The sequence below is a fragment of the Falsiroseomonas sp. E2-1-a20 genome, from assembly GCF_051433195.1.
In the GTDB taxonomy this organism is placed as follows: domain Bacteria; phylum Pseudomonadota; class Alphaproteobacteria; order Acetobacterales; family Acetobacteraceae; genus Falsiroseomonas.
Window position 1 is genome coordinate 25,128 of record NZ_JBHMFT010000025.1, and the last position, 20,032, is coordinate 45,159.

The 20,032-nt window shown below is 69.8% G+C and carries 19 protein-coding genes; 11 read left to right on the forward strand and 8 right to left on the reverse strand.

Going from position 1 to position 20,032, the window contains the following annotated elements:
• Window positions 1–53: 53 nt before the first annotated feature.
• The 4 genes from ACFHPP_RS23190 (at window position 54) to ACFHPP_RS23205 (ending at window position 4,403) form a co-directional block, all read left to right on the forward strand.
• Entirely contained in the window at window positions 54–425 is a 372-nt protein-coding gene (locus tag ACFHPP_RS23190) for an arsenate reductase (RefSeq protein ID WP_437165614.1), read from the forward strand.
• A 67-nt stretch (window positions 426–492) separates the two neighbouring features.
• Window positions 493–1,785, forward strand: coding sequence for an ArgE/DapE family deacylase (locus ACFHPP_RS23195; RefSeq protein WP_437165615.1), 1,293 nt, complete (start codon window positions 493–495; stop codon window positions 1,783–1,785).
• Between the two features lie 20 nt (window positions 1,786–1,805).
• A complete protein-coding gene (locus tag ACFHPP_RS23200) occupies window positions 1,806–2,693 on the forward strand; it encodes a universal stress protein (protein WP_437165616.1) in 888 nt (295 codons plus the stop codon).
• A 30-nt stretch (window positions 2,694–2,723) separates the two neighbouring features.
• On the forward strand, window positions 2,724–4,403 hold the full coding sequence (locus ACFHPP_RS23205) for a cation:proton antiporter (protein WP_437165617.1): 1,680 nt from the start codon (window positions 2,724–2,726) through the stop codon (window positions 4,401–4,403).
• 12 nt (window positions 4,404–4,415) lie between these two features.
• Here ACFHPP_RS23205 and ACFHPP_RS23210 read toward each other — a convergent pair whose 3' ends face one another.
• From ACFHPP_RS23210 to ACFHPP_RS23220, 3 genes are all read right to left on the reverse strand, one after another.
• The gene (locus ACFHPP_RS23210; protein ID WP_437165618.1) at window positions 4,416–4,913 is read right to left on the reverse strand and encodes a cupin domain-containing protein; all 498 of its coding nucleotides are present in this window, start codon (window positions 4,911–4,913) and stop codon (window positions 4,416–4,418) included.
• Window positions 4,914–4,928: 15 nt separating this feature from the next.
• Window positions 4,929–5,921, reverse strand: coding sequence for a Bug family tripartite tricarboxylate transporter substrate binding protein (locus ACFHPP_RS23215; RefSeq protein ID WP_437165619.1), 993 nt, complete (start codon window positions 5,919–5,921; stop codon window positions 4,929–4,931).
• A gap of 74 nt (window positions 5,922–5,995) precedes the next feature.
• Entirely contained in the window at window positions 5,996–6,394 is a 399-nt protein-coding gene (locus tag ACFHPP_RS23220; RefSeq protein ID WP_437165620.1) for a hypothetical protein, read from the reverse strand.
• Window positions 6,395–6,772: 378 nt separating this feature from the next.
• On the opposite strand from ACFHPP_RS23220, the gene ACFHPP_RS23225 reads away from it, so the two are divergent.
• From ACFHPP_RS23225 to ACFHPP_RS23235, 3 genes are read left to right on the forward strand one after another with little or no spacing between them, the layout of a single operon-like run.
• On the forward strand, window positions 6,773–8,632 hold the full coding sequence (locus tag ACFHPP_RS23225; RefSeq protein ID WP_430667843.1) for a ribonucleoside-diphosphate reductase subunit alpha: 1,860 nt from the start codon (window positions 6,773–6,775) through the stop codon (window positions 8,630–8,632).
• Window positions 8,623–8,802, forward strand: a complete 180-nt coding sequence (locus ACFHPP_RS23230; protein ID WP_437165621.1) for a hypothetical protein — start codon at window positions 8,623–8,625, stop codon at window positions 8,800–8,802. Before ACFHPP_RS23225 ends, ACFHPP_RS23230 begins: the two co-directional genes overlap by 10 nt.
• Window positions 8,792–9,856 (forward strand): ribonucleotide-diphosphate reductase subunit beta, encoded by a 1,065-nt coding sequence (locus ACFHPP_RS23235; RefSeq protein WP_437165622.1) that lies wholly within the window; start codon window positions 8,792–8,794, stop codon window positions 9,854–9,856. Before ACFHPP_RS23230 ends, ACFHPP_RS23235 begins: the two co-directional genes overlap by 11 nt.
• 69 nt (window positions 9,857–9,925) lie before the next feature.
• Here ACFHPP_RS23235 and ACFHPP_RS23240 read toward each other — a convergent pair whose 3' ends face one another.
• Window positions 9,926–10,651 carry a DUF2270 domain-containing protein gene (locus ACFHPP_RS23240; protein WP_437165623.1) on the reverse strand — a complete coding sequence of 242 codons (726 nt, stop codon included), beginning with the start codon at window positions 10,649–10,651 and terminating at the stop codon, window positions 9,926–9,928.
• A gap of 115 nt (window positions 10,652–10,766) precedes the next feature.
• On the opposite strand from ACFHPP_RS23240, the gene ACFHPP_RS23245 reads away from it, so the two are divergent.
• Window positions 10,767–11,441 (forward strand): SCO family protein, encoded by a 675-nt coding sequence (locus tag ACFHPP_RS23245; RefSeq protein WP_437165624.1) that lies wholly within the window; start codon window positions 10,767–10,769, stop codon window positions 11,439–11,441.
• A 135-nt stretch (window positions 11,442–11,576) separates the two neighbouring features.
• The gene (locus ACFHPP_RS23250) at window positions 11,577–11,861 is read left to right on the forward strand and encodes a hypothetical protein (protein WP_430667838.1); all 285 of its coding nucleotides are present in this window, start codon (window positions 11,577–11,579) and stop codon (window positions 11,859–11,861) included.
• A gap of 48 nt (window positions 11,862–11,909) precedes the next feature.
• Here the strand turns inward: ACFHPP_RS23250 and ACFHPP_RS23255 are convergent, their stop codons facing one another.
• Together ACFHPP_RS23255 and ACFHPP_RS23260 are read right to left on the reverse strand one after the other, a co-directional pair.
• Entirely contained in the window at window positions 11,910–12,638 is a 729-nt protein-coding gene (locus ACFHPP_RS23255) for a tRNA1(Val) (adenine(37)-N6)-methyltransferase (RefSeq protein WP_437165625.1), read from the reverse strand.
• The gene (locus ACFHPP_RS23260) at window positions 12,625–12,843 is read right to left on the reverse strand and encodes a putative signal transducing protein (protein WP_437165626.1); all 219 of its coding nucleotides are present in this window, start codon (window positions 12,841–12,843) and stop codon (window positions 12,625–12,627) included. Before ACFHPP_RS23260 ends, ACFHPP_RS23255 begins: the two co-directional genes overlap by 14 nt.
• A gap of 183 nt (window positions 12,844–13,026) precedes the next feature.
• Between ACFHPP_RS23260 and ACFHPP_RS23265 the strand changes: the two genes are divergently transcribed.
• Window positions 13,027–13,986, forward strand: coding sequence for a polyprenyl synthetase family protein (locus tag ACFHPP_RS23265; RefSeq protein WP_437165654.1), 960 nt, complete (start codon window positions 13,027–13,029; stop codon window positions 13,984–13,986).
• Between the two features lie 71 nt (window positions 13,987–14,057).
• Here ACFHPP_RS23265 and ACFHPP_RS23270 read toward each other — a convergent pair whose 3' ends face one another.
• Window positions 14,058–15,455, reverse strand: coding sequence for an aspartate aminotransferase family protein (locus ACFHPP_RS23270; protein ID WP_437165627.1), 1,398 nt, complete (start codon window positions 15,453–15,455; stop codon window positions 14,058–14,060).
• A 110-nt stretch (window positions 15,456–15,565) separates the two neighbouring features.
• On the opposite strand from ACFHPP_RS23270, the gene ACFHPP_RS23275 reads away from it, so the two are divergent.
• The gene (locus ACFHPP_RS23275) at window positions 15,566–17,875 is read left to right on the forward strand and encodes a molybdopterin-dependent oxidoreductase (protein WP_437165628.1); all 2,310 of its coding nucleotides are present in this window, start codon (window positions 15,566–15,568) and stop codon (window positions 17,873–17,875) included.
• 24 nt (window positions 17,876–17,899) lie between these two features.
• Here ACFHPP_RS23275 and ACFHPP_RS23280 read toward each other — a convergent pair whose 3' ends face one another.
• Window positions 17,900–19,954, reverse strand: coding sequence for a PhoX family protein (locus ACFHPP_RS23280; RefSeq protein ID WP_437165629.1), 2,055 nt, complete (start codon window positions 19,952–19,954; stop codon window positions 17,900–17,902).
• Window positions 19,955–20,032 lie beyond the last annotated feature (78 nt).

Here is a 20,032-nt window from a genome sequence, read left to right on the forward strand (position 1 = left end):
AGTTACATGACCTGACACCCCGCCGCCACCTGTATGAAAAGAAAGCATCATCAATGGATGAGCCTGTGACGCTGCACGGTATCCGCAACTGCGACGCGATGAAGCGCGCGCTCGCCTGGCTTGCCGCGCACGGTATCGCCCACCGCTCCCACGACTACCGCCTGCACGGCGTGCCATCCGCCCTGCTGGAAGGCTGGGTGGACCGGCTCGGCTGGGCCGCGCTGCTGAACCGCGCCGGCACCACCTTCCGCAAGCTGCCCGACGCCGCGCGCCAGGACCTCGACGCCCCGCGCGCCCTCGCCCTGATGCAGGCCCAGCCGGCCATGATCCGCCGCCCGGTGCTGACCCGCGGCGCGCTGCTCCTGGTCGGCTTCACCCCCGCCACCTACGCCGAGGCCTTCGCGCCGCCCGCGCCGCCCGCCTGACGCCCCGACGCTTGACGGCACGCGCCACCCCGCGAACCCTGGCGCCACACATCCTGGTGGACCCCCGATGCCAGACCCCGCGCTGCTCGACCGCCTCCGCACCGCCGTCGATGCCGGCTTCGACCAGCAGACCGCCTTCCTGCAGGACCTGGTCCGCTTCCCGTCGCTGCGCGGGCGGGAGGCGCCGTTGCAGGACTGGATGGCCCGCCAGCTCGCCCGGCGCGACTATGCGGTGGACCGCTTCAGCCTGGCGGACGTGCCCGACCACCCCAAGGCCGCCCCCATGGTCGATGCCGACCCCGCCGCCAGCGTCCAGGTCGTGGCAACCCACCGCGCGACGAATCCCACCGGCCGCAGCCTGATCCTGCAGGGCCACATCGACGTGGTGCCGGAGGGCCCGCACGAGATGTGGACCCATCCGCCCTATGCCGCGACGATCCGCGACGGCTGGCTGTACGGCCGCGGCGCGCACGACATGAAGGCGGGCGTCGCCGCCATGGTCTTCGCCATGGACGCGATCCGCGCCGCCGGGCTGGAACCCGCGGCGGATGTCTACCTGCAGACGGTGACGGAGGAGGAATCGACCGGCAACGGCGCCCTCGCCACGCTGCTTCGCGGCTACCGCGCCGACGCCGCGCTGATCCCGGAGCCCACCGGCCATTCCATCACCCGCGCCCAGACCGGCACCATCTGGTTTCGCCTGAAGGTGCGCGGCGTGCCGGTGCACGTGATGGTCGCGCAGGATGGCAGCAACGCCATCATGTCCGCCTACGCGCTGATCCAGGCGCTGTACGCCCACACCAGGGCGCTGAACGAGGCTGGCCGCGACAACGCCTGGTACGGCGGCCCCTTGTACGGAGGTCCGGTGCAGGACCCCATCAAGTTCAACCCCGGCATCATCCGCGGCGGCGACTGGGCCTCCTCCACCCCCGCCTGGTGCGAGGTCGACTGCCGCATCGGCCTGCTGCCCGGCACCACCCCCGAACAGGCGATGGCGGGCGTGGAGGCCGCGGTGAAGGCGGCGGCCAAGGGCGATGCCTTCCTCGCCAACAACCCGCCCGAGATCACCTTCCACGGCTTCCAGACCGACCCCTACGTGCTGGAACCCGGCTCCGAGGCCGAGGCCGTGCTCGCCGCCGCCCACGCCGCGGTGCATGGCGGGGAGATGCCCGCGCGGCTGTCCACCGCCGTCAACGACACCCGCTACTATGGCCTGTACTTCGCCATCCCCGGCCTGTGCTACGGCCCGAAGGGCGAGATGGCGCATGGCTTCGACGAGCGCACCTCGCTGGCGGATCTCAAGACCTGCACCCTGACCATCGCCGCCTTCATCGCGGACTGGTGCGGCGTGCGCGGCTGACGGAGGATGATGGCGCGCCGATGACAGGCACCGATCTGGCCAAACCCGCCCGCCGCCGGCGCCTGCTGGCGGCGACCGACCTGTCCGCCCGATCCGACCGCGCGCTCGGCCGCGCCGCCCTGCTGGCCCAGGCCAGCGGCGCCGAACTGATCCTGCTGCACGCCGTCAACGACGACCAGCCCCGCAGCCTGATCGCCGCCGAGCGGCGGGAGGCGCTGCCGGTGCTGCAGGCGCAGGCCGCGGCGCTGCCCCCGCTCGCCGCCTGCCGCCCGGTGCTGGAGGATGGCGACCCCTTCGAGGCCATCCTGCGCATTGCCGAGGCCGAAGCGGTGGACCTCCTCATCCTCGGCGCGCCGCGCCGGCGCCTGCTGCGCGACATCTTCATCGGCACCACGATGGAACGCGTGCTGCGCCACGGCCACCGCCCGCTCCTGGTGGTGCGGGCACCACCCGCCGCCCCCTATCGCCACCTGCTGGCGGCGGTGGACCTGTCCGCCCATGCGGCGCGCGCCTTGCGAGCCGCCGTCGACCTCGGCCTGACGGAGGGTGCCGAACTGACCGTGCTGCACGCCTTCGAGACCCCGGGCATGTCGGCCATGGCCATGGCCGATGTGCCCGAGGACGCCGTGGCCGCGCATCGAAGCGCTGCGGCGCGGGAGGCTGCCGCGGCGCTGGAAAGCTTCGTCGACGGCCTCGGCCTGCCGCGCCGGCCGGAAACCTGCGTTGTGGCGGGACGCCCGGCCACCGTCATCAAGGAATGGGCCGACCGCCTGCGGCCGGACCTGCTGGTGCTGGGCACCTCCGGCGCCACCGGACTGCGCCGGGCCGTACTCGGCAGCGTCGCGGCGGAACTGCTGGCGGAGGCGACCTGCGATGCGCTCGTGGTCCCGCCCGAGGCGCCGGCATGACCGGACGAGCGGCATAGGGGGGAGCCAGGCGTGGAAGCCATTCTCGCAACCTCCGTTTTCTACGAAGTCGCCGCGCTCCTGATGCTGGGCGCCGCGGTCGGACTGGTTGCGCTGATGCTGCGCCAGCCGCTGATCGTCGGCCTGCTCGGCGCCGGCATCCTGGCCGGCCCCGCGGCGCTGGGCGTCGCGCGTTCCGACGAGCACATCGCCCTGCTGTCGGAACTCGGCATCGCCGTGCTGTTGTTCCTGGTCGGCCTGAAGCTGGATCTCTCCCTGGTCCGCAGCCTGGGCCGCGTGGCGCTGGCCACCGGCCTCGGCCAGGTCGCCTTCACCGCGTCCATCGGCTACCTGCTCTGCCTGCTGCTGGGCCTCGGGGCGCTGGAGAGCCTGTACGTGGCGGTGGCGCTGACCTTCTCCAGCACCATCATCATCGTGAAGCTGCTGTCCGACAAACGCGAGATCGACAGCCTGCACGGCCGCATCGCGCTCGGCTTCCTGATCGTGCAGGACATCTTCGTGGTGCTGGCCATGGTGGTGGTCTCGGCGCTGGCGGCAGGAACCGGGGAGGCCTCGGCCATGGCCGGGCTGGCCCGTGTCGTCGCCGGCGGCGTCGCGATGCTGCTCGCCGTCGGCCTCATCATCCGCTTCGTCGCCGGGCCGCTGACCGCGCGGCTGGCCCGCGCCCCGGAACTGCTCGCCGGCTTCGCCATCGGCTGGGCGGCGCTGCTGGCCGCGATCGGCGACTACGTCGGCCTCGGCAAGGAACTGGGCGGGCTGCTCGCCGGCGTCTCCCTCGCCTCGACCCCGTACCGGGAGGCGATCGCCGCGCGCCTGTCCAGCCTGCGCGACTTCCTGCTGCTGTTCTTCTTCATCGGCCTCGGCGCGCGGCTCGACCTGGCATCCATGGGCGAACAGGTCGGCGCCGCGCTGGCGCTCTCGGTCTTCGTGCTGGTGGGCAATCCGCTGATCGTCGTGGCGATCATGGGCTACATGGGCTACCGCCGCCGCACCGGGCTGCTGGCCGGGCTGACGGTGGCGCAGATCAGCGAGTTCTCGCTGATCTTCATGGCGATGGGCGTCGCCCTCGGCCATGTGGCGGAACCGGCGCTCGGCCTCGTCACCCTGGTCGGCCTCGTGACCATCGCGCTGTCCACCTACATGATCACCTACTCGCACCGCCTGGCCGCCTGGCTCGACCGCCCGCTGCGGCCCTTCGAGCGTGCCCATCCTTGGCGCGAAGCGCAGGAGGCCGGCGATGCGACGCACATCGAGGGCACCGCGGATGTCGTGCTGTTCGGCCTCGGCCGCTTCGGCGGCGGCATCGCGCGGCACCTGCGCGACCGCGGCCTCACGGTGCTCGGCGTCGATTTCGACCCGGAGGCGGTGCGCCACTGGCAGGCCGAGGGCTTCGAGGCGGTCTATGGCGATGCCTCCGACCCGGAACTCATCGCCTCCCTGCCGCTGTCCACCGCGCGCTGGGCCGTGTCCTCCATTCCTGGCCGGACCGGCGGCGTGACGCATGAGGACCACCGCCTGGCGCTGATCGAGGCCCTGCGGGACCAGCATTTCGCCGGCCGGATCGCCGTCACGGCGAATGCGGAGGCCGAGGCGCAGGGGCTGCGCGGCCGCGGCGCCGACCTGGTCCTGCTGCCCTACCAGGATGCCGCGGACCGGGCGGCGGAGATGCTGGCCACGCCCGCCGCCGGATAGCTCCGCGAGGCCTCAGGGCGCCTTGTGGATCGGATCCACCCACGCCACCGACTCCGGCTTCTCCACCGCTTCGATGTCGAGGTTCACCACCACCGCCTCGTTGTCGCTGCGCACCAGCACGCATTCCAGCGTCTCGTCCGTGCTCGCGTTGATTTCCTGATGCGGCACATAGGGCGGCACGAAGATGAAGTCGCCCGGCCCAGCCTCGGCCACGAATTCCAGTCTCTCCCCCCAGCGCATCCGGGCGCGGCCCTTGATGATGTAGATCACGGACTCCAGCGCGCCGTGGTGGTGCGCGCCGGTCTTCGCATTGGCGTGGATGTGCACCGTCCCCGCCCAGATCTTCTGCGCGCCGACGCGGGCGAAGTTGATCGCCGCGGCGCGGTTCATCCCCGGCGTCTGCGCCGTGTTCACATCCAGGCTGTCGGCCGGGATCACCCGGACGCCGGTGTGCTTCCAGCCATCATCCGGCGGCGTCTCATGGCTGTGGTCATGCCCGTCATGCGGCATCGTCCGTATCCCTCCTCAATCCGCCCGCGCCCCGGAAGCCCGCACCAGCGGCAGCCACAGGTCGATCTCGGCCTTCAGGAAATCCTCGAAGCGCTGCGGCGTCCACCCCCGCATCGCCGGCGTGCCCATCTGGTCGAAGCGCTGCCCGATCGCGGGGTCCGACAATGCCTGCTCGATCGCCTGCGCCATGCGCTCCACGATCGGCCGCGGCGTGCCCGCCGGCGCATAGATGCCGTACCAGGAATACGCCTTGTAGTCGCCGAGCCCGACTTCCCGCGCCGTCGGCACCTCCGGCACCTGCGGGCTGCGCTCCTCGGTCGCGACGAAGATCAGCCGCGCCGTGTCGGCCTGGTGGAACGGCGCGAGGATGGAGGGGATGTCGCTGGTGAAGGCGATCTCGCCCTGTTGCAGGGCCAGGTACGTCTGCCCCGGATTGCGGTAGGGAATATGCTCCGCCGTCGCCCCGATGCGCGACAGGAAGGCCGAGGATGCGATGTGCCCCGAGGTTCCGGCCCCCGCGCTGCCATACGAATACTTGCCCGGATTGGCCCGCAGCAGCGCGATGAACTCCTGCGCCGTGCGCACGCCGAGCTTGGCCGAGATCGCCATGCCGATCGGGATGAACACCGTCGGCGCGATGGAGACGAAATCCTTCAGCGGATCATAGGGCAGGCGGGAATACAGCCCGATCGCCAGCGCCATGTTGGATACCGTCGCCAGCAGGAAGGTCTCGCCATTCGGCGCCGCCTTCGCCACCACATCGGCCCCCAGCGTCCCGCCCGCGCCCGGCCGGTTCTCGATCACCACCGTCTGGCCCAAGATCTCGGACAGCTTCGGCGCCAGCACCCGCGTGGTGATGTCCGTGCCGCCGCCGGTGCCGAACGGCACCACGATGCGGATCGGCCGCGTCGGCCAATTGGCCGGGGCCGCGCTGCCTTGCGCCAGCGCCGGGCCGGCGAGGGCAGCGAGGGGCAACGCCAGGGCGCTGCGGCGACGGATCGAGGTCATGGCGGGGTCTCCTGCGACGAGCCCCGATCAAAGCGCGGCACGCGCCGCCGCGCATCCCCCAATCCGCGAAAAGATCAGCGCGGCGGCGGCAGCACCGGCAGCGCGGCGCGATAGGGCTCCACCGTCAGCGCATCCTGCCGCAGCACCGCCACCCGGTCGCGCGCCGCCAGCCGCGTGCCGCCATCCGGCCCCCGTCCCACCACGTAGCGCCAGCCCGTCAACTGCCCGGCCGCCACGATGTGCCGCGCCAGCACATCGACCTCCGGCCCGCTGCCCAGCGCGGCGAGTTCCGCCGGCATCAGGCCCAGCACCAGATCCTCCCGAATCGTCATGATCCGGAACAGGCGCACCTCCACCGCCGCCTGCGCCAGGGCAGGGCGCAGCGGCGCCGCCGTGATCAGCGGCACGGTCGCCAGCAGGCCGAACGCCACGCGCTGCAGGAAGACCGAGGCGTCGCGGCGGCGGGTCGGCATGGATGATCCTCCGGGTGGAGGGTCAATCTGAGGCCGGACCGTTTCACCTGGGTTTCACCGTTGGTTTCGCCCGTGTCGACCTATCGTCATCGCCGCAGGTGGCGGGCTGTGGATTGCGGGGATGTTGGGGATGACCGTGCTGGACCCCTTAAGAAGACGCGACAGGTGCTTTGATCCTGCGCTACAAAGATGAACGAAAGACGAACATGGCTGGGCTGCCCGAACCGGCTGCCGAAATGCAAGAGCGAACTTGGCCGCGCATTTGGTGTTGGTAGGGGTGTGGCAACACTACATCTTGTTACAGCGCGCCGGCCGGGGCATTCTCCGCGGCCTGGGGGAGTCGCTGCACCGCTTCGCAGCCATTTCGGGGGGTTGGTCGTGTTTGATGCAGTTCAGCTTGAAGGCCATGGCCAGGTCCGAATCGATCGTTCGCGGGACGCCCTGCTGACCGATTTCGGCAAGGCGACCCTCGACGACCGCTACCTGCTGCCCGGCGAATCCTACCAGGACCTGTTCGCCCGCGTCGCCTCCGCCTATGGCGACGACGCCGCCCACGCCCAGCGCATCTACGACTACATCTCCCGCCTCTGGTTCATGCCGGCGACTCCGGTCCTGTCCAACGGCGGCACCACCCGCGGCCTGCCCATTTCCTGCTTCCTGAACGAGGCGTCGGACAGCCTCGACGGCATCGTCGGCCTGTGGAACGAGAATGTCTGGCTCGCCGCCAAGGGCGGCGGCATCGGCTCCTACTGGGGCAACCTGCGCGGCATCGGCGAGAAGGTCGGTCGCAACGGCAAGACCTCCGGCGTCATCCCCTTCATCCGCGTCATGGACAGTCTGACGCTCGCGATCAGCCAGGGCAGCCTGCGCCGCGGCTCGGCGGCCTGCTACCTGCCGGTCAACCACCCGGAGATCGAGGAATTCCTCGAAATGCGCCGCCCGACCGGTGGCGACCCGAATCGCAAGGCGCTGAACCTGCACCACGGCGTGCTGCTGTCGGACGCCTTCATGCGCGCCGTCGAGGCCGATGAGGAATGGGCCCTGGTCTCGCCCAAGGACGGCGCCCTGATGCGCAAGGTCTCCGCGCGCGCCATCTGGATCCGCATCCTGACCGCGCGCATCGAGACCGGCGAGCCCTACATCATCTACTCCGACCACGTGAACCGCGCCCGTCCGGAACACCACAAGCTCTCGGGCCTGGAGGTGAAGACCTCCAACCTCTGTTCCGAAATCACCCTGCCGACCGGCACCGACCAGCACGGCATGGAACGCACCGCCGTCTGCTGCCTGTCCTCATTGAACTGCGAGACCTGGTTCGAGTGGAAGGACCATCCCCGCTTCATCCCCGACGTGATGCGGTTCCTCGACAACGTCCTCCAGTCCTTCATCGACTCGGCACCCGACAGCATGGCGCGCGCCCGCTACAGCGCGATGCGCGAGCGCTCGGTCGGCCTCGGCGTCATGGGTTTCCATTCGTTCCTGCAGGCCCTGAACGTGCCCTTCGAGAGCGCGATCGCAAAAGTCTGGAACAAGCGGATGTTCAAGCACGTCCGCGAACAGGCCGACCTCGCCAGCCGCATCCTGGCCGAGGAACGCGGCGCCTGCCCGGACGCCGCCGAATACGGCTTCATGGAGCGCTTCTCGAACAAGATCGCGATCGCACCCACCGCCAGCATCTCCATCATCTGCGGCGGCGCCTCCCCGGGCATCGAGCCGATCGCGGCCAATGTCTACAACCACAAGACGCTGTCCGGCAGCTACATCGTCCGCAACCCGCATCTGAAGAAGGTGCTGGCGAAGCACGGCCGGGACGACGACGACACCTGGACCAGCATCACCGTCACCAAGGGCAGCGTGCAGCATCTGGACTTCCTGACCGACCAGGAACGCCTGACCTTCAAGACCGCCTTCGAACTCGACCAGCGCTGGGTCATCGAGCACGCGGCGGACCGCACGCCCTTCATCTGCCAATCGCAGTCGGTGAACGTCTTCCTGCCGGCCGATGTCAGCAAGAAGGACCTGCACCAGATCCACTTCACCGCCTGGAAGAAGGGCCTGAAGTCACTTTATTATTGCCGCAGCCTTTCCATCCAGCGGGCCGACACCATCAGCGCCAAGGTGGTCGGCCAGTCCGACGTGATGACGCTGCACAAGGACGAGGTGGCCCGGGTTCTCGTCCGCGCCGCACCGCCCTCCGAGAATGGGAACGACTACGAGGAATGCCTCGCATGCCAATAGCGCCGGACAGCGCCCTGCTGGCCAGGCGGCGCGACCTCGAGCGCGACCTGGACCGGATGCTGGAACTGCGCGGGCCGGTGGACGAAATCCGCCGCCTCGTCGCCGAGATCGACCTGCTGGCCGCCCGCAACACCCCCAGAATGACCGGCGAGAATTCCCATGCCCGATGACAGCTTCCCCCGCGACACACTCCCCCAGGCTCCGGCGCACATCCGCTTCGACCTGCTGACAGCGAACCCGGTCTACAAGCCCTTCCGCTACCCCTGGGCCTATGAGGCCTGGTTGCAGCAGCAGCGCATCCACTGGCTGCCGGAAGAGGTGCCGCTGGCCGACGACGTGAAGGACTGGCAGAAGAACCTCTCGACAGGTGAGAAGAACCTGCTGACGCAGATCTTCCGCTTCTTCACCCAGGCGGATGTCGAGGTGAACAACTGCTACATGAAGCAGTACAGCCAGGTCTTCAAACCGACCGAAGTGCTGATGATGATGTCGGCCTTCTCCAACACGGAGACGATCCACATCGCCGCCTACTCGCACCTGCTCGACACCATCGGCATGCCCGAGATCGAATACACGGCCTTCCTCAAGTACAAGGAGATGAAGGACAAGTACGACTACATGCAGAACTTCTCGGTCGAGAACAAGACCGAGATCGCCAAGACGCTCGCCGCCTTCGGCGCCTTCACCGAAGGCCTGCAGCTCTTTGCCTCCTTCGCCATCCTCATGAATTTCCCGCGCTTCAACAAGATGAAGGGCATGGGCCAGATCGTCTCCTGGTCCGTCCGCGACGAAACCCTGCACTGCCTGTCCGTCATCCGCCTGTTCCGCACCTTCGTGCAGGAAAACCCGGAGATCTGGACCGAGGAACTGAAGCGCGACCTGGCCCAGATCTGCTCGACCATCGTCGAGCACGAGGACGCCTTCATCGACCTGGCCTTCGAACTCGGCGGTGTCGAGGGTCTCGATGCGGCACAGACCAAAACCTACATCCGCTACATTGCCGACCGCCGCCTGCAGCAGCTCGGCCTGGAGCCGCTCTACAATATCGAGCGCAACCCGCTGCCCTGGCTGGATGAAATGCTCAACGCCATCGAGCACACCAACTTCTTCGAGAACCGCGCCACCGAATACTCCAAGGCCAGCACCACCGGCACCTGGGAAGAAGCCTTCGGCGACAGCACCTTCACCACCGCCCAGCCCGAAGGCGAAATCGCCCTCCGCTAACGAAAAGCCCTCTCCCCCCGCTTGGGGGGAGAGGGTTCGGTGAGGGGGGCCGCGTCACCCACCCCCCCCTCACACATGCACATCCCCGTGCGCCAACTCCCCCAGCTTCGCACTCGGCCGGAACGTCGCGTACACCACCCAGCCGTAGAACGTGCCCACCCCCGCCAGCACCAGCCATCCCGGCACCGGTCCCAGCGCCAGGTTCTGCACCAGGTCCGGCACCGGCCGGGCCGGATCCACCAGCACCGAATCCTGCAACAGCCAGGACGACGAGATCTTCAGCACCCACGCCGCCAGCAGCACCAGGAACATCCAGAAATAGTTCCGCCGCAGCCGCCGCGACATCGCCGTGCGCCGCGAGATCAGGAACCGCGGCTCGCGCAGGTCGGCCGCCATGCGCTCCCCCCAATCCGCGTCGACATCCGGCCGCGGCGCGAAGACCTGCGCGTAGTAGTGCCGCTCCAGCCGCCGCACCCGCGTCCGGTAGACGTCGAAGAACCGGTAGCGCCGCGCCTCGATCGACAGCAGCAGCATCACCAGCACCATGGCGAACAGCAGCACGCCGTGATGCGCCGCCGGCGTGGACAGGGACACGGACAGCATGCCCGCCACCACCGTGATCGCCCAGTTGGAGGTCAGGTCGATCCGGTCCCGCCAGCCGGTCATCCGCCCGATCTCCGCCCGGTGGAAATGCACAAGCACCGTGATCGTCTCCCCCGGCGTCACCGGCAGGACAGGGTTCGGCGGAAGCCGCAGGCCGCTTTCCGGCAATTCCTCATCACGCTGCCCGCCCATCCCAACCTCCGTGCCCGCCCGGCTGACCTGAACGTGCTAACGAACCACGCGCCGTGCCGGTTGTGCGACGCCTGTCCCGTGGACGCCGCCGCCCGCCGCGCCTATCTCCCATGCCATGCTCGTCGCGATCCGTGTCCTCGCCCTGATCCTCCTGCTGTTCCTCGGCGGCCTCTGGACCGCCGCCTGGCTCGGCCGCGACCCGGATGAGGGAATCGCGGATGCCTTCCTCCGCCGCATCGGCAGCTTCGTCGGCGCCGACATGCCCGCCCCCTCCGCCGGCGGCGTGCAGCTGCCGCAGGGCCTCGCCCTCGGCGGCCCGTTCAGCCTGGTGGACCAGACCGGCAAGCCGGTGACGGAGGCCGATTTCGCCGGCCGCTTCCTGCTGGTCTATTTCGGCTTCACCTACTGCCCCGATGTCTGCCCCACCGAACTCGGCACCATCGCCAGCGCCATCGATGCGCTGGAGGACCAGGGCGCGCAGGTGACGCCCATGCTCATCACCATCGACCCGGAGCGGGACACGCCGGAGGCGCTGGCCGACTACGTCACCCGCTTCCACCCCCGCATGGTCGGCCTGACCGGCACGCCGGAACAGGTCGCCGCCGCCGCCCGCGCCTACCGCGTCTATTATGCCAAGGCGCAGCGGCCGGAGATGTCGGCCTACCTGATGGACCACTCCTCCTTCATCTACCTGGTCGGCCCGGATGGCCGGGTCCGCACCCTGTTCCGGCCCGAAACCACGCCTGAGGCCATCGCCCAGTCGGTCCGCGCGCATCTTCGCCCGGTCTGATCAAGCCGGCTTGCTCGGCTTTGACCTCTCTGCGACCGGCGTCAGCGTCGCGGAGGGTTCCGGCCGGGCCTAACACTGGCTAATGTCCTGCCACTGCACCGGCCCCCGGTGCCGAACTATGGAGCCGCATTCCGCATGTCCGACGAGGAACGGGAGCCGTCCGGCCGCGATGCCCGAATCGCGTCGTCGAACCCGCCCCGCCACACCAGGCGGCTGTCCGACAAGATCCTGATCGCCTTCCACCACGCCTGCGACCAGGGCGATTTCGAGGTGGCGGAGGAGTTGCTGCGGATCCTGGAGATGATGCTGACGCGTCGCCCGGTGGCGCCCGACGTCAACCGCCGCAAGAACATGGAAAGCCTGGTCGCGGCGCATGAACGCCTGTGGCTGCTGCGCCACCCGGAGGCGAACGAAAGCTGAAGCATTTTCAAGTCAGGCGGATACGCCTGACGACGGGGAAAATGCGCCCTAGATCGGCAGCGCCGCCGCATCCCGCAGCACTGGATCGGCGCCCGCACCCTCGCCGTGTAGCACCAACCCCGGCAGCACCCGCGCCGGGCCACGCCCGCCCCGCCGGCCCGCCAGCAGCACCCGCCGGGCCGCCGCGCCCTGGCGCGGCCATAGCGGCAGCAGCGCCAGACTGCCGCAGCCGGCACCGGCCAAGGCACCCAGCCCATCCGCGAATCGGGCGGCCGGCAGCACCAGCGTCACGCTGCCCTGGTGCGCGAGCCTGGCCGCCAGGAAGCTGGCCCAGGCCACCAGGGGCACGTCATCCGCATGCGTCGCCCCGGCCCGCAGCGCCCCTGGCGGCGGCGTTCCCGCCGGCCAATAGGGCGGGTTGGCAAAGGCATGCGCGACCCGGGGCAGGGCCGTCCGCAACGCCGCGTCGGCCACATCGCCCTCCAGCACCGTCACGACGTCCGCGAAACCGCTGCGCGCCGCATTTTCGCGCGCCAGGGCGGCCAGCCCGGCATCGCGCTCCACCGCCACCACGGAAAGTCCAGGCACCCGGGCCAGCAGGCACAGGAACACCGCGCCGCTGCCGCACCCCGCCTCCAGCACCACATCGCCCGGCCGCGCCGGCACCGCGGCCGCCAGCAGCACCGCGTCATGCCCGGCACGCAGCCCGTCCCGCCGCTGCTGCAGCCGCACCCGGCCGCCGAGCAGCGCATCCTCGGTCAGTTCAGGCGAGTCCATCCGACTCTCCGGCCTCGGCCAGCAATCGCCGCGCCCCCACCGCCTGGTCCTCGGGCACCGCGAGCCGTCGCGGGAAGATGCCGATGCCCCCCTCGATGGCACTCACATGCCCATCGAGCACCACCGGCGCATAGCCCGCGTCGCGCAGCAGGGCCATGAGGAAGGACAGGCGGATCGGGTTCGTCGTCGCCAGCAGCACCCGCATCCTGGCTTTCCCGTCCGCTTGCCTTGCCGCCGCCCGACAGGGCGGTAGCCTTGCCCCTTGGGGGGGGCGTAGCTAAGTTGCCCGGCAACGAACCGAGGTCAATACCGCGTGGATCTGCCTGTCGCGCCCAGCACCGATGATGCACCGGAGGCGATCCGGGGCGAGGATGCCCTCGCCACCCTGATGGCCCTGGTGCAGCGCGACCTCGAATCCTGCAACCGGCTGATCGTCGAGCGCATGCAGAGCCCGGTGGCGCTGATCCCGCAGCTCGCCGCCCACATCGTCGCCGCCGGCGGCAAGCGCCTGCGCCCGCTGCTGACGCTGGCCGCGGCCAAGCTTGCCGGCTACCGCGAGGGCCAGCGCCACGTGGCCCTCGCCGCCTGCGTCGAGTTCATCCACACCGCGACGCTGCTGCATGACGACGTCGTCGACGAAAGCGCGCTGCGGCGCGGCCAGGCCAGCGCCAACGCGCTGTTCGGCAACAAGCCATCGGTCCTGGTCGGCGATTTCCTGTTCGCCCGCGCCTTCCAACTGATGGTCGAGGACGGCTCGCTCGAAGTCCTCGGCATCCTGGCCACCGCGTCGGCCACCATCGCGGAGGGTGAGGTCCTGCAGCTCATCACGCAGAACGACACCGCGACGACGGAAGCGCAGTACCTCGCCGTCATCGAGGGCAAGACCGCCGCCCTGTTCGCCGCCGCGACCGAGGTCGGCGCCATCGTCGCCGATTGCGGCGTGGCGCAGCAGGCCGCGTTGCGGGCCTACGGCCACAACCTCGGCGTCGCCTTCCAGCTCATCGACGATGCGCTCGACTACTCCGCCGAACAGGAAGCCCTCGGCAAGACGGTGGGCGACGATTTCCGCGAGGGCAAGATCACGCTGCCCGTCCTGCTCGCCTTCCAGCGCGGCGACGAGGCCGAACGCGCCTTCTGGCGCCGCACCCTGGAAGACCGCGACCAGACCGACGCCGACCTGCCGCAGGCCATCGCCCTGATGCAGAAGCACCGCGGCTTCGCCGACACGGTCGAACGCGCCCGCCACTACGGCGAGGCCTCGCTCGAAGCCCTGTCCATCTTCCCCGAATGCCGCGAACGCCGCGCGCTGGCCGGCATCGTCGAGTTCTGCATCAGCCGCGCCCGCTAAGCCCTCTCCCCCTATAAGGGGGAGAGCGCCGGCGCAGTGCGCCGTCGGGGTGAGGGGGTCCCCGCCCGCCCTCACACCACCGTCAGGCTCTCCCGCCGCAGCTGCACCGCGACATTGTCCAGCGCCCGCGCCGTCCGCTCCACCATCTGGTCGATCTCGTCGACGTTCATGATCAGCGGCGGCGAGAAGGCGATGGTGTCGTTCGCCAGCCCGCGCAGGATCACGCCCTCCTGCTCGCCGGCCTTGGCCAGGCGCGGCCCGACCTTGGCGGAGGCCTCGAAGTTCTTGTGGTTCGCCTTGTCCGCCACCAGCTCGATCGCCGCGACCATGCCGATCCCGCGCACCTCGCCCACCAGCGGATGCCCCTCGAAGCGCGCGCGCAGCGCCTTCTGCATGTGGTCGCCGGCGCTGCGGACATGGCTCACGATGTCCAGCTCGTCGTAGATCTTCAGCGTCTCCAGCGCGACCGCGGCGGCGACCGGGTGGCCGGAATAGGTGAAGCCATGCCCCCAGGTGCCGATGGTCTGCGATCCATCCGCCAGGCCCTGGAAGATCCGGTCGTTGATGATGATGGCCGAGATCGGCAGGAACGATGCGCTCAGCGCCTTGGCGCAGGTGATGATGTCCGGCGTGATGTCGTAGGTCTGGCAGCCCCAGTAGTTGCCGGTGCGCCCGAAGCCGCAGATCACCTCATCCGCCACGAACAGCACGTCGTGCCGGCGCAGCACCGCCTGGATCTTCTCGAAGTAGGTGGCGGGCGGGACCATCACGCCGCCGGCGCCCATCACCGGCTCGGCGAAGAACGCCGCCACCGTCTCCGGCCCCTCCCGCACGATGGTCTCCTCCAGCTCCGCCGCCAGCCGCGTGGCAAAGTCCTCCTCGGATTCGCCGGGCTTGGCGCCGTGGTAGTGGTGCGGCGTCGAGACATGGATGAAGCGGTCGGAGACCGGCAGGTCGAACATCTTGTGGTTCACCGGCAGCCCGGTCAGCGACCCGGCCGCGATGGTGATGCCGTGATAGGCCTTGAGGCGGGAGATGACCTTCTTCTTCTCCGGCCGCCCGACCGCGTTGTTGTAGTACCACACCATCTTCAGCGCGGTGTCGTTCGCCTCCGACCCGCTGTTCGCATAGAACACCTTGCTCATCGGGCAGGGCGCCCGCTCGATCAGCATCTCGGACAGGTCGATCAGCGGCTCGTGCGACTTCGCCGTGAAGGAATGGTAGAAGGGCAGCTTCTTCATCTGCGTGTAGGCGGCTTCCGCCAGCCGCTTGTTGTCGAAGCCGAGCGAGGCGCACCACAGCCCGGCCACCGCCTCGATGTATTCCTTGCCCTGGTCGTCCCACACCCGCACGCCTTCGCCGCGCGCGATCACCAGCGGGCCGTTCACGGCATGGGCGCGGTGGTCGGTATAGGGGTGCAGCACATTCGCGATATCGCGGGCGGCGTTCGAATTGCGCGGCGGGGTCATGGCGCTTCCTTCGCAGGGACTGGGTCGGCAGAAAGCCTAGACCCTTTCGCGCCGCCTGTAAGCCATCCGATCGAGGTTGCCGCAACGCCCGCCCAGCCGCAGGATACTTCATGACCGTGACGAAACCGCATTCCTCCCATTGGGGCGCCTTCGAGGCGGTGGTCGAGAATGGCCGCCTCACCGAGGCCCGCCCCTTCGCCCGCGACCCGCGCCCCGGCTCCCTGCTGGCCTCGATGCCGGACGCCGTTCACGGTGCCGCGCGCATCGACCGGCCCTATGCCCGCGCCGGCTGGCTGCGTGGCGAACGGCGCGGTTCCGCCCGTGGCGGCGACAGCTTCATCCCGCTGGACTGGGACGAGGCGATCCGCCTGGTCGCCGAGGAAACCGCCCGCATCCGCGCCGAACACGGCGCGCCCTCCATCCTCGGCGGCAGCTATGGCTGGTCCTCCGCCGGCCGCTACCACCACGCCCGCACCCAGCTCCACCGCTTCCTCGGCATGGGCGGCGGCTTCACCAGCCAGGTGACGAACTATTCCTACGGCGCCGGCATGACCCTGATGCCGCACATCCTCGGCACCAACGAGGTCATCCAGGGGCGGGTGACGGACTGGGGCAGCATCGCCCGCAACACCAGGCTGATGCTCTGCTTCGGCGGCCTGCCGCTGAAGAACGGGCTGGTGACCTCGGGCGGCGGCGGCGCGCATGAATACGTGCCGCTGATGCGCCAGGCCGCCGCCGCCGGCGTGCGCTTCGTCAACATCTCCCCCTTCCGCGGCGATTTTCCCGAGTTCCTCGGCGGCGAATGGGTGCCGATCCGGCCGAACACCGACGCGGCGATGATGTTCGCCATGGCCCATGTGCTGATCGAGGCCGGGCGGGAGGATGCCGCCTTCCTGTCCCGCTGCACCGTCGGCTACGAGGCGTTCCGCGACTATGTCCTCGGCAAGCCGGACGGAGTTCCGAAAACCCCCGGCTGGGCCGCCGCGCTGACCGACGTGCCGGCCGAGACCATCCGCCGCCTGGCGCTGGAGGCCGCGGCCGCCCCCACCATGTGCACCGCCACCTGGTCCATCCAGCGCGCCGAACACGGCGAGCAGCCCTGGTGGGCGCTGGTCGCCCTCGCCGCCATGCTGGGCGGTATCGGCAGGCCGGGGCAGGGGATCGCCTTCGGCTATGGCAGCATGAACGGCATGGGCACGCCGCGGCACGAGGTGCCCTCCGTCGCCGGCCCCGCCGTCCGCAACCCCTGCGGCGCCTACATCCCGGTCGCCCGCGTGACGGAGCTGCTGGAGCGTCCCGGCGAGATCCTGCAATACAACGGCCGCGACCTGCTGCTGCCCGACATCCGCATGATCTGGTGGGCCGGCGGCAACCCCTTCCACCACCACCAGGACCTCGGCCGCCTGCTGCGCGGTTGGAACCGGGCGGATACCGTCGTGGTGAACGAGCCCTGGTGGACCGCCGTCGCGCGCCACGCCGACATCGTGCTGCCGGCGACCACCAGCCTGGAGCGCAACGACATCGGCAGCGCGTCCCGCGACCGCTTCGTCCGCGCCATGCACCAGGCCATCGCCCCGGTCGGCCAGGCGCGCAACGACACGGACATCTTCGCCGACCTCGCCGATGCCGCCGGCTTCCGCGCCGGCTTCACCGAACAGCGCGACGAATCCGCCTGGCTGCAGCATTTGTACGGCCGCTGGCGCCAGGCCTGCGCCGCGCAGGATATCCGGGTGCCGGATTTCGAGACGTTCTGGGAAACCGGCTACGTCGAGATCCCGCCGCCCGCCACGGACTACGTCCAGTTCGCCGACTTCGCCGCCGACCCGGCCGCGAACCCGCTGAACACACCTTCCGGGAAAGTGGAAATCTTCTCCGAGACCATCGCCGGCTTCGGCTACGCCGAAACCCCCGGCCACGCCGTCTGGCGCGAGCCGACCGAGTTCCTCGGCAGTGCCCTCGCCCAAAAATACCCGCTGCACATGCTGTCCTTCCAGCCCGCCACGCGCCTGCATGGCCAGCTCGACAGCGGCCGGGTCGCGGCCGCCGACAAGATCCAGGGCCGCGAGAAGCTGCGCATGAACCCTGTGGATGCCGCCGCCCGCAGCCTGGTGGATGGCCAGATGATCCGCGTCTTCAACGACCGCGGCGCCGTCGCCGCCGGACTGCGCGTGACGGAGGAGATCCGCCCCGGCGTCGTCGCCATGGCCACCGGCGCCTGGTGGAACCCCGAACGTCCCGGCGCCACCGACAGCACCTGCCTGCACGGCAACCCCAACGTGCTGACCTCCGATGTCGGCACTTCCCGCCTCGGCCAGGGCAGCGCCGCGCAATCCTGCCTGGTGCAGATCGAGGCCTGGCAGGGCGAGGCGCCGCCCGTCACCGTCCACGCCCCGCCACCGTGCGCCTCCGCCGCCAGCTAGAACCGGGCGGTGCAGGCGCCGGCCTCAGGTCCCGATGATGCCGCCGTCATCCTTGGTGATGACCAGCGTCGCCGACAGCGGCAGGCTGCTGCCCGGCGGGAAGCTACTGTTGGGCCTGCCCGCGGCCCAGTCCTCAGGGCTGGTCGTGGCACCCGGGTGCTGGACGTTCACGAACATCGTCCGCCGGTCCGGCGTGGTGGTCACGCCGGTGATCTCCTGGCCGTTCGGGCCGGTCAGGAAGCGGCGCATCTCGCCGGTGATCGGGTTCGCACACAGCATCGCGTTGTTGCCGAAGGGCGCGAGGTCACCCTGGAGCTGTTGCCTCTCGCCGATGTCGGTCTGGATCCACAGCCGGCCCTCGGCGTCGAACCACAGGCCGTCCGGGCAGGCGAGCATGTTGTCGGCCGTGACGGAGGCGGTGCCGGCGAGGCGGCTGTCGCCCTCCGGCCCGGCGATCAGGAACAGGTCCCAGTCGAACCGGGTCGCGGCGTGGTCGTCATTCGCCTCCCGCCAGCGGATGATGTGGCCGAACTGGTTGCGCGCGCGGGGGTTGGCCGGGTTGACCTGCTCGGCGGTGCGCCGGGTGTTGTTGGTCAGCGTGAAGTAGACGCGGCCGTCGCGCGGGTCGACCGCGCCCCATTCCGGCCGGTCCATCTTCGTCGCACCCAGCGCATCGGCGGCGGCGCGGGTATTGACCAGCACCTCGCCCTGGTCGCGGAAGCCGTTGGCGGCGGTCAGCGGGCCCTGGCCGTGGACCAGCGGCAGCCATTCGCCGCTGCCATCCGCATTGAACCTCGCGACATACAGCGTGCCCTCATCCAGCAGGCTGCCATTCGCCGTGGCGCGGGCGAAGGGCCGGGCGGAGACGAATTTGTAGATGTATTCGTTGACCGAATCGTCGCCGGCATAGGCGACCACAGGCCGGCCTTCCCGCGCCGGCCCGAACACCACGCCCTCATGCGCGAAGCGGCCGAGCGACGTGCGCTTCACCGGCGTGCTGTCCGGGTTCCAGGGATCGATCTCCACCACCCAGCCGAAGGCGTTCGGCTCGTTGCGGTAGTCCTGCGTCGCGTCGGCCCCGGTGGAGGAGGCGTTGAAGCGCACGAAATCGTCGCCGCCGCCGGACACCTGGTCCCAGTTGTAGCGGCCCTGCGCGGTCGGCACGCCATAACGCGCATGCTCGCGCGGCAGGTCGGGCTTCTGGTCCTGCTGGTCCAGGTTGCGGAAGTAGCCGGCCCAGTTCTCCTCCGCGGCGAGGTAGGTGTTCCAGGGCGTCACGCCATGCGCGCAGTTGTTCAGCGTGCCGCGCACCCGCGTGCCGTCAGGGCTGTATCTTGTGCGGACCAGCGCATGGCCGCGCACCGGGCCACCGATCTCCATCGGCGTCGCCCCGGTGACCCGGCGGTTGCGCGGGTCGGCCTTCACCGCCCATCTGCCATCCGGACCGCGGGCGATGCGCACCACGCTCACGCCATGGGCGTTGATTTCCTTCATCGCCTCATCCGCGGCGCGGGCACCATCGACCAGCGGCATGCGGCCGCTGCCGAGGGCCAGGCCGGCAGCGCGCGCATGCATGAAGCGCGGCTCGACATACTCATGGTTCAGCACCAGGAAGCCATCGGTGCTGCTGCCCTGGTCCGGCTCGATCCCCTCGATCGGGAAGAAATGCATCCCGTCATGATGCGCGCCGATGGCGGCACCCTGCTCGGCCGCGGTCATGGCAACCAGGGTCTTGCCGGCCGGCACGCCGCTGAGCGGCGTGCCCTGCGGGATGATCACCTGCACCGAATAGCCTTCCGGCACCACGACGGTGTCGTTCGGGCTGATCGGGACCGGCTTGAAGCCGATCATCGGACTCTGCAGCGTGGCCGCCTCCGCGCGGCCCTGGGCGCCGGCTGGCCGGGTTCCGGCTCCGATGAAGCCGCTGATGGCGGCGCCGAGGCCGCCAACCAACAGGCCGCGACGGCCGAGGCGAGCCTGCGCGACGTCGTTGAAATGCGTGTTGGCGGAGGCGTTGGAAGGCACCTCGTCGCCCGCATCGATGTCGTGGGGCAGGTGGCGAAGGTCGTGCGGCATCATGGCGCGTCCTGGCGGTTGCTGGGAGGCGCCTTCCTAGCCAGACTGGGCAACATCCATCTGTCGTTCGGATGAAACATC